An 8,761-nucleotide genomic window follows, 5' to 3' on the forward strand; every position below is an offset into this window, starting at 1 on the left:
TGGTTGAATATGGTCGAGATCGAGATCGGGGTGCTCAAGGGCCAGTGCCTGGACCGGCGGATCGACACGCGCGAGGGGCTCGAGCGGGAAATCGCCGCCTGGGAGCGCGAGCGCAACGCCGCCGGTACACGCATGACCTGGATGTTCACGACAGAGAAGGCCCGCACCAAGATGGGCCGTGCCTATCCCAAAACAGCTCCTCTCGAGCCACTCGCCAAACGGTCATAATCACTGCGCCGAGGATCTAGGAAGCGGCGGTCGTTGCGGCCCTTGCGCCGGGAGCATGAGGCGGTAAACACCCGCAGCACCGTTGCCCAGTCGTCCTCCGTCACTCCCATCAGCATGGTCGCGCCTCCTGAAGCTGGCCCGCCATGAATCATCACCGGACTGATTTGGGAACCCACTCACCCATAACTCGTCCCAATCCGTCCACATGCCCTAACGTCACATAAAGTCGTCCTCGTACGCGTAGCCGGAGCTTGCTATAGGATTATCTCCGCCCTCGCTTTCCTCAATTTTGGAGAGAAATTGTTGAGGTCTGTTTACACGCAGCCATTCACCGGCGCTGTTCGTCGTCCATTTGTCAGGATGCTGGGTAGGATCAAGTACCATATTGCAATTGTCCACTTCGACGAAACCCATCTTAGCCGCGCGGGCTTTTGCTTCCGCGTTGCCAGGGCGAGAGAGGAGCAACGGTCGCTCGCCGTCGCGCCGAAGTTGGTATTCCAACAGAATATCGCCTGCGTTCTCGACAAGCGGATGTGCAACCTGAAGATCGACAGTCGAGGTGATCTCAGTTCGCCCGGGAAACAGTTCCCGCCACTTTTCGCCTTCGAAGTCATCCATAGGGCATCCGCCCTCCGTTCGTAGGAGGGCCACAGTTTTGCGTCCTAACTTGTAGCTGAAATATCGTGCCTGTTCTGTATCTGTAGTGGTGCCGTATTTCTTTGCGATCTCGGCGGCATTTTTGGCTCGCGTAGATATGAAATTAGAATACTCCTGCGGGTTGTTGGCGATATCTTCTATTTCTTTACTATGAAACGCCTTCGCCTCTTCCCTGAATGTAAACTTGTCAATCTCCAGCACAGGAGGTTTGGGAACGAGGGAATACGCCGGTGCTGGCGAAGATGAGCGAGCGCTGGAGTCCGCTGCGGCTAAGTGCATGTTGGCGAATGTGTCCGAGAAACTTTGGGTTTGCTCGCCGTCGGCCGCCCACGAATCCGTTTCGTCAGCCAAGCCATTGCGTTTCCACTCGTCGGAAATGCCACCAATTCGACCGTACATGAGGATTCTCACTCCTAAGGTGAATCATTTTCGAGGCTGGTTATGCCCTGCAGCGCACGGTAGTCAGCCTAGCTGACGATAAGCTGACGTGGGCGTTCTGTGGACGAACGAGGAAACCCAGCTCGATTCAGCGCTCGTGCCTGAATAGTCAATCAGGCACCGTCATCAGATCGAGTTCCAGTTTCTGAAACACGCGGGCCGCGCCCGCCAGGCAATGTCGTGGATGGTGAAGTGATGCAGCGCCTCTAGGAAGCGGCGGTCGTTGCGGCCCTTGCGCCGGGAGCATGAGGCGGTAAACACCCGCAGCACCGTTGCCCAGTCGTCCTCCGTCACTCCCGTCAGCATGGTCGCGCCTCCTGAAGCTGGCCCGCCATGAATCATCACCGGACTGATTTGGGAACCCACTCACCCATAACTCGTCCCAATCCGTCCATGCCAAAGGCGGTTGGGGCCGTCCACATGGGGTCATCGCGGGAGCGGGTCGCCCGAACAAGTCACGTGCATGGAAGCCGGTGGCTGTTCCCCGACAAGACGGAGACCGGGTTCACGACGGGAAGCCGGGCCCAGGCATCGAATGGAGAACAGCCATGGACGATTATATCAGACTCGACGTGTCGATGAAAGTGACGGCGGTGTCGATCCGCAGAGGCGGCAAGCGCGTCTGGCGCGGCAAGTGCCCGTCCGATCCCAAGCTGATTGCTGACTTGATCCGCAAACGTGCCCCGTCTGCGAAGCGGGTGATCTTCGAGACCGGCCCCTTGTCGGTGTGGTTCTATCATGCGCTGCGCGACGAGGGGCTCCCGGCGATCTGCATCGATGCGCGTCATGCCAAGGCCGCCCTCGACATGGCAGCGAACAAAACTGACGCGGATGATGCCGACGGTCTGGCCCATCTGGCGGAGGTGGGCTTCTATCGTGAGGTGCGGGTGAAAGGCTTCGACAGCATGCTGACCCGCACGCTGGTGGCGGCCCGCACCCGGCTGGTCCGGATCTGCACCGAGCTCTCCAACCAGATCCGCGGCCTCATGAAGACCTTCGGCTTGGTCGTACCCGCCGGCAAAGGCAGCACATTCGAGAAGAATGTCCGTAGCCTTCTGGTCCACCATGACGGGCTTTCTGCCATCGTGCTGCCAATGCTGGAGGCGTGGCGCGGCCTGCGCATCCGGGCCGCGGAACTCGGCCGCCAACTCGTGGCCGGCGCGCGCCAGAACCAAGCCTGTCGCATTCTCATGTCGATCCCCGGGGTCGGAGCGATCACCGCGACATCGTTTGCGACCGCTGTCGAGGATCCGAATAACTTCAAGAACTCCCGCTCGGTCGGCGCCTGGCTCGGTCTGACGACGCGGCGCTACCAGTCGGGCGAGGTCGACTACGATGGCCATATCTCTCGCCGGGGGTGACCGCCATGTGCGGGGGGCTCCTCTTCAAGGCCGCAACGGTCATCCTCGCCCGCAGTTCAGCCGAGAGCGGCCTGCGGAGATGGGGCCTCAAGCTCCGAGAGCGGGTCGGCTTTAAGCGTGCGGCGGTTGCGGTCGCCCGAAAGTTGGTGGTCATCATGCACGCGCTGCTCAAGGCCGGCACCTTCTTCGACCGGAGCATCGGCGCAGCAGCTTGACCAGTTGAGGATTACATTCAGGCTCTGAGCGCGCTGAGACGTCCTTGCTGAGACGTGAGCCGAACCATTCCGCGCGATGGAATGCACCGCTGATGCAGCCGAGTGCGTCGTCCACATAGGAAGGCTCCGCCCGCGAAGCGCCATCATGCGGCGACACCTGTCGACCGCGAAACGACCCTGCACCCTGGGCCGGGGACGGGCGGCAGCTTCGGCAAGCTTGTACATTGGAATGGAGCTGCGCGACATCGGATTTGCTTGAATTCGGCCGTGGGGCGAGAAAACGTGGTTTGACCGACGTTCGATCTCTGGTCAGGACTGCTGCATCACCGCCGGATCCGTAAGCTTTTCGGATGCCCATCTCCTTCCCGGAGAACAGGACGTGCGGCTGCCGAAGGTCTGCCAATCGATATTTGGCGGGTGTTTTTGCCTCACCACAATCAACCAGTCCGTTTCAGGAAGCGAGCTCTCGTGGCGGCGCTCCGCAACTCGGGATGGTCTTTGCCAGGTCCCTACAGACAAAGCAGCCGGCATACGGCGGACTCTTCCGGATCGCCGTCACGGCCGCTTCTGTCGCAGCCTGACAGTGCGGATCCTGATGGCGGTTGGGGCGAGGCAGCAGAAGGCCGCAGTCATTCACTGCAGCTGGCTATCCTACATCACGCGGTCATCCCCGATGTCTCCAACAGCACACCGTAACCCATGGAATTGCAATCCACAGTGATCTGAGTTTTCTTGTGCATCCGGAAAAAGCGCCTTCCGTCAGCTACTCGTCAGCCAGCCAGCCTATCCAGGCATGCTGAGCATTCTCGATCTGACTGGAGGTGGAACATGACGGGGATTGGCCGAGCTGGGAAATCGCACGTTGGGAGTGCTGGAGCCGACAGCACGTGGGGATCGAGCAGCTCGCGCTCGGAGACACGTCTTGCCCCTAGTGAAGGCAGCCAATCGTTCGACTCCGTCGTGGAGCGGATGCGCTCTCGGCCCCAAGATAGAACTGCCCCGCTCGTGAGCCAGTCACTAACTTCGGGTGTGGCAGCGCCAAGAGGCGACGAGATCAAGGCAGCGAAACGAAAAATGCGTAGCCTGCTTGACGACCTTGATCTCTGTCGTAGAGCGGCCACGCAAGCCCGGAACCCCTCGGAGGCGCAAGAGCTGATCGATCAAATCGTCAAGGCAGGCTCGGAAGCTCTGGACTACTACGCGAGCCTGCCCCCACATGTGGCGCGTAGCATTCTGTCCGACGATCAGGCTCGTCAACTCCGCGACGAGGTGCTTGATGCAGCAGACGAATGCAACAATCTGGCTACTGCGACTATCTACGAGTTGGAGCCACGGAGGAAGAAAGCAGCAGGTGTACTCGACAAGATGCGAGCTGACAACGCTCCGCCCGACCAGCTGAGCCGGGCGGTGCCCAGTGTGGCGAAGCACTACGTGGCCTGCATGGAGTGGTGGGGAAAGAAGGTGTTGCGCTCGGAACGGATGCAGTCCGTTTGCGCCGCCACCGCCAACTTGCCAAGCGCCACGCCTGAAATGCGGAAGGCCGAAGAGGCGGCGCTACGCCTGCATACGGGCTGGGCACTTAATACGAAGTGCATGTATCTGCACTCGCGGATCGCTCTCGCGCAACTAATGATTGAGCCTCAGGCGAGCACGGTCGAACCAGCCGTGAGGGAAATCCTCATGGCTGGGAACGGCCGGGTGCGTCTGCTGGGAACCTTCATCGAGGACGCTTTTCCGGCATTCCTCTCGACGTCTGACGCTGTTCTGTACAGCAAAGGACGCGCACTCAACGCAGAGCACTGCGCCGTTCTGGAAGGAGTCATGGAGCGGCTTTCGGAATTCGGGTCAGGGGTGCACGGCATTGTTGCCAGCTTAAGGGAGGCGGGAAAGGGTGCCGACCTTCAATTGGAACTGTTGGACCAGATCGTCGAAGGTGCATGGGGGACGGCGCACGAAGTCATGCAACTTCTGGCAGTGCAGCCAAAGACGCCAGCCATGATTGAACCACTGGCCGTGGCTGCGAAACTGGAAAATACTGCTGTAGTGGCTGAGGGCCACGCGGCGCGCAGGAAGGGGAAGGGCAAGCGCACACCGGCCGCAGGGGAGGGGAGTTCGACGGCAGGGGTGCCGGAACCGCAGCTCGCCAGGCGCGACGCTGACACGGTCCCGACAGCCAAGCTTATCGTACTCTCGGATTTGGGTACGAAGAAGCTCGCGAGCCAAGAGGAGGCACTTGCGAGGGAGTCATCGTCGGCAACCGTACATCTGGAGATGTGGCAGGCTCCGCCCTCAAGGAAAGCACTGGCCGGATTACTCGAGCGATTGGACGAGCTGCTGCAGTTCGATCTGCCGGCTCAGCAAAGAGCTGTCTCGCAAGCGCGCCAGATGAAGCCCGAGGACGCCGACCACGTCGTGGATCTCGTCGTCAAGCGCCTGCAGACGCACGCCGCCGAGACTGAGGCCTGTGTAGCCGCGCTCGACGAGCCTCGCCGACGCGGCCTTTTCACGCCTGCGCAAGTGCGCGAAGTGCACGACAAAACAGTCCGGCTTAAGGCGATGTTGTCCGAGGTGCAGGGACAGGCAAACTCATTGAACGCGCGAAAGACAGCGATCATGATCGATTGCATGAAGACCTACGCCTTCCCGTCGCAGAAGTACCTCGAACAGCTCAGGGCGGCCGAGGAACTGGCGCCTGTGGACCGACCGCGCGCCTTGAAGGGCGAGCCAGGGACGCTGTTCGAGATCAGGCTGCAGCCCAAAGCGCTGCGCAATGGTGCGATGCCAAGCCCGATGTGGGTGCACATCCATACGAAGCTGCCGGTACATGAAAGGCAGTTGGCGACGCTGGATGTGGCCGACTTCGCCGCTTGCCACGTGAAGTCCAATGAACAGCGCGGCCACAATCGGCAGTGGCAGACCGCCCGGGCTGCGATGGGCCACGAGGACGTCGTGATTCACCGTGGCAAGCTCACGCCTGCGTTCTGTAAGTCGTTGTTGAGCATCGCCCCATGCTACCCCCTTCCCGAGGCGGAGCACGCGTCGATGCAGTTCGCGCGCCTTGGGATGTAGTAACCTTTGTTTCTCGCGCCAGAGTGACGCTGTGGTGACACCCTCAAGCCGACCGTTATCACCGAGAGGAAATCCTCGAGCAGCTTTAATGTCGCCCAGAAGTTTCGGGAAGAACTCGCGGTCGACGATCCTACCTTTTGCCGATGGCATTCTGATCGTCGTGCCGAACGAGATATGGCTGGCCGCCTACGCCGACCGCGCGTTGGTGATGTCCGCCGAGAACGTCGAGTCACATTCGAACTGGGCAACAGGCAAGGGTCGTGTCAAGGAGGACACGCGGCTCGACTGCTTGGGCATCCTACATGCCACCGGGGTGTTTATCCCAGCTCTTTGGTTGCCATCCCAACCGGCGGACAGGAAAAGCTTGATAGTGACTTCGACTGCGACACCGTCGCCATCGGCGACGGACCGCAGCTCTATGAGCATGTGCTTGAGTTTGATGAAAGGAAGCAAGCTCTCGGGCTTCCCTCGCTGAAGCCGCCAACGTCGCATACCCCGGCCCTTGACAGTAACAACTACCAGTTTGGTCGCGCTAATCAGATCCTGGCTTCGGCGCCAAATCTCCTGGAGACCCATAGCGGCCTGCAGCAAAACTTTCTGGCTCAATCACATGAAGCACGATGCTGGTTTGCCGAGCGTGCCATCTTTGGCACATACGAGGGCTTTTCCCTCGAGCTTCTGGGCGATATCGGTCAGCAGTTGGGCCGGGAAGAGGTGACTGGACAGGATTTCCGGAACATATTTGCGAGATCAAGGTCGCACAACATCCGGGTGCTAGCGAAATAGTGCCCCCGCTCGACCCGGCCGCGGCTGATCCGGTGCCCTTCGGCCCGCAAGGCTGCGTGCATGCGTGGGCTGCCATAGCGACCCTTATGCCGAGCATGAAGCTGATGCACCTCCTGCAGCAGGCGCCGGTTTGCTATCGCCCGATGGCTCTCCGGCCGGGACCGCCGCCGCTGGCGGACACCCCGAGCACGCGGCACATGAGCCGCACCGGCCAGGTGCGGGCATGTTGCTCGATGAAGCCGAACCTCATTTCGGCACCTCCGCGAAGATGCCGATGGCTTCCTAAGAAACAGCTCCCGCGGGTGCGACGACACCGACCTCCTGGAGCACAAAGCCAAACGCCTTGGCGCGTCGGTGCAGGTTATCGATCACCCGCTTCCGGTACCGCTCCTCATAGTACGACGCTCCCGGATCAACGTAATCCATGCCATGGCGCAGGGCGTTGTAGAACAGCACCGCAATCTTGCGAGCGGTTGCCGTGACGGCCTTAGCCTTGCCAATCCGCGTCGACAGGCGCCGGTAAAAGGCACCCAGTGCCGTCTCCGTCTTGCCGATCGTCACGGCCGCCAGCCGCAGAAGGGCCGCCGCCCGACTGCCTGACCGGCGCGTTCGGGAGGATAGCACCTTGCCACCGGAGATCTTGTTGCCAGGCGCGAGGCAGAGCCACGATGTGAAGTGCTTGCTGCTGGGCCAAGCCGTCAGATCCGTGCCGCACTCCGCGATCAGTTTGAGCGCCAAGGACGGCCCTAGGCCGTGGATCCGGGTCAGGTCCTGGCCCAGAACCGCATAGAGGGCGCCACGAAGATCGAAGCTCGGCTCATTGGGCTGGCGGCTCATGCGTCGGCGCGGAGGCGGCAAGGAAGCGGAATCGGGCTTATGGGGGCTCAGCCCCTTCAGGACAGCCTCGATCCTCCGGTCGCACGCCGCCACTTTGTGCTGATAGGTGTCGTACAGCGCCAGCGCCTGTTCGAGCGCGAACAGATGCTCGGCGCGATAATGACCCGTCAATCCCTTCTCGATCGTCTCGGAGCTGGAGTGACACCGGACGTCTCTTAAGTTCGCCAGGACTGCCGGATCACGTTCGCCGGCCAGAATGGCACGGATGATGCGCAGGCCCGTGGCGCCAGTGATGTCGCTGACCACGTGATGCAGCTGCAGGTTCATCTCGGTCAGCGCCTTCTGCATGTGCTGGATGTGCGAGGCGGCATACTCAAGCAGGCGCTCACGCTGGCGCAGATACGCGCGCAGTTCCGCGATCTCGGCTTTGGGTTGGAAGCTGGCGCGCAACAGGCCATAGGCATGCAGCCGCTGGAGCCATTGCGCATCCTTCACATCCGTCTTGCGTCCGGGCACCCGCTTCGCGTCGCGCGCATTGACCAGAAACACCTCGAAGCCGCGGTCCTGCAGGATCTCGAAGACCGGGATCCAGTAAACGCCGGTCGATTCCATGACGACGGAGGTGACGCCACAAACCTCGAACCAGTCGGCCAACTGGTGCAGGTCGGCGGTAAAGGTCCCGAAGCTGCGCACGGGTTCATCTGTCCGGTCCGGTCCCACGGCGGCCATGTGCATCGTGGCCCCGACATCGATGGCTGCGGCATGGGGGTGAACCACCGGCAGGCTCAGGCGATCTTTGCCGGCTTCTCGTTTGCGTCTCATCGGCTCCTCCTTGGGGTGGGAGGGGCTGGACTGCGCCAAAGGTCAAATTCCTAACCGGGATCACCCTGGGGCGTCACCACTCTCAAGCGCGCAACAGTCCATGGACCACGTTTTTAACGGGGTAATGCGCCACCAATAAGGTAACGGCCGCTCCCCTCCGGGATCAGACTACCAGCAAGCTGTTTCTGACCCCACAGGCGGACCCAGTCCGCGACGGTTTTTTATTGATCCGGTCCTCATTGTCTTGAGCATGCGGCGTAGCGGACGGGTTTGTGGCTGAAGTAGCTTCGCACGCACCCGGGCGATTTCGACAGGCGACGCATATGGCTGACCGTTGCCCGCTTGAGT

General features: G+C 61.1%; 5 protein-coding genes and 3 pseudogenes. 4 read left to right on the forward strand and 4 right to left on the reverse strand.

What is annotated here, in order from left to right:
• Positions 1-228: pseudogene (locus OCW50_RS32240) on the forward strand (hypothetical protein); the annotation flags it as partial.
• 216 nt (positions 229-444) lie between these two features.
• Here OCW50_RS32240 and OCW50_RS32245 read toward each other — a convergent pair.
• Together OCW50_RS32245 and OCW50_RS32250 are read right to left on the reverse strand one after the other, a co-directional pair.
• Positions 445-1,284, reverse strand: coding sequence for an effector protein NopP (locus tag OCW50_RS32245; RefSeq protein WP_305797864.1), 840 nt, complete (start codon positions 1,282-1,284; stop codon positions 445-447).
• A gap of 165 nt (positions 1,285-1,449) precedes the next feature.
• Complete coding sequence (locus OCW50_RS32250; protein ID WP_262300329.1) at positions 1,450-1,629, reverse strand: hypothetical protein; 180 nt, start codon at positions 1,627-1,629, stop codon at positions 1,450-1,452.
• A gap of 242 nt (positions 1,630-1,871) precedes the next feature.
• On the opposite strand from OCW50_RS32250, the pseudogene OCW50_RS32255 reads away from it, so the two are divergent.
• The 3 genes and pseudogenes from OCW50_RS32255 (at position 1,872) to OCW50_RS32265 (ending at position 6,754) form a co-directional block, all read left to right on the forward strand.
• Positions 1,872-2,899, forward strand: a pseudogene (locus OCW50_RS32255) (IS110 family RNA-guided transposase).
• Between the two features lie 828 nt (positions 2,900-3,727).
• The gene (locus OCW50_RS32260; RefSeq protein ID WP_210805189.1) at positions 3,728-5,968 is read left to right on the forward strand and encodes a T3SS effector XopP-like protein; all 2,241 of its coding nucleotides are present in this window, start codon (positions 3,728-3,730) and stop codon (positions 5,966-5,968) included.
• A gap of 330 nt (positions 5,969-6,298) precedes the next feature.
• Positions 6,299-6,754, forward strand: a complete 456-nt coding sequence (locus OCW50_RS32265; RefSeq protein ID WP_262300330.1) for a hypothetical protein — start codon at positions 6,299-6,301, stop codon at positions 6,752-6,754.
• Positions 6,755-6,759: 5 nt separating this feature from the next.
• Here OCW50_RS32265 and OCW50_RS32270 read toward each other — a convergent pair.
• Together OCW50_RS32270 and OCW50_RS32275 are read right to left on the reverse strand one after the other, a co-directional pair.
• A pseudogene (locus OCW50_RS32270) lies at positions 6,760-7,034 on the reverse strand (IS3 family transposase); the annotation flags it as partial.
• 2 nt (positions 7,035-7,036) lie between these two features.
• Entirely contained in the window at positions 7,037-8,413 is a 1,377-nt protein-coding gene (locus OCW50_RS32275; RefSeq protein ID WP_210805193.1) for an IS110 family RNA-guided transposase, read from the reverse strand.
• Positions 8,414-8,761: the final 348 nt, after the last annotated feature.

Source organism: Microvirga sesbaniae (assembly GCF_025460805.1).
GTDB classification, from domain to species: domain Bacteria; phylum Pseudomonadota; class Alphaproteobacteria; order Rhizobiales; family Beijerinckiaceae; genus Microvirga; species Microvirga sesbaniae.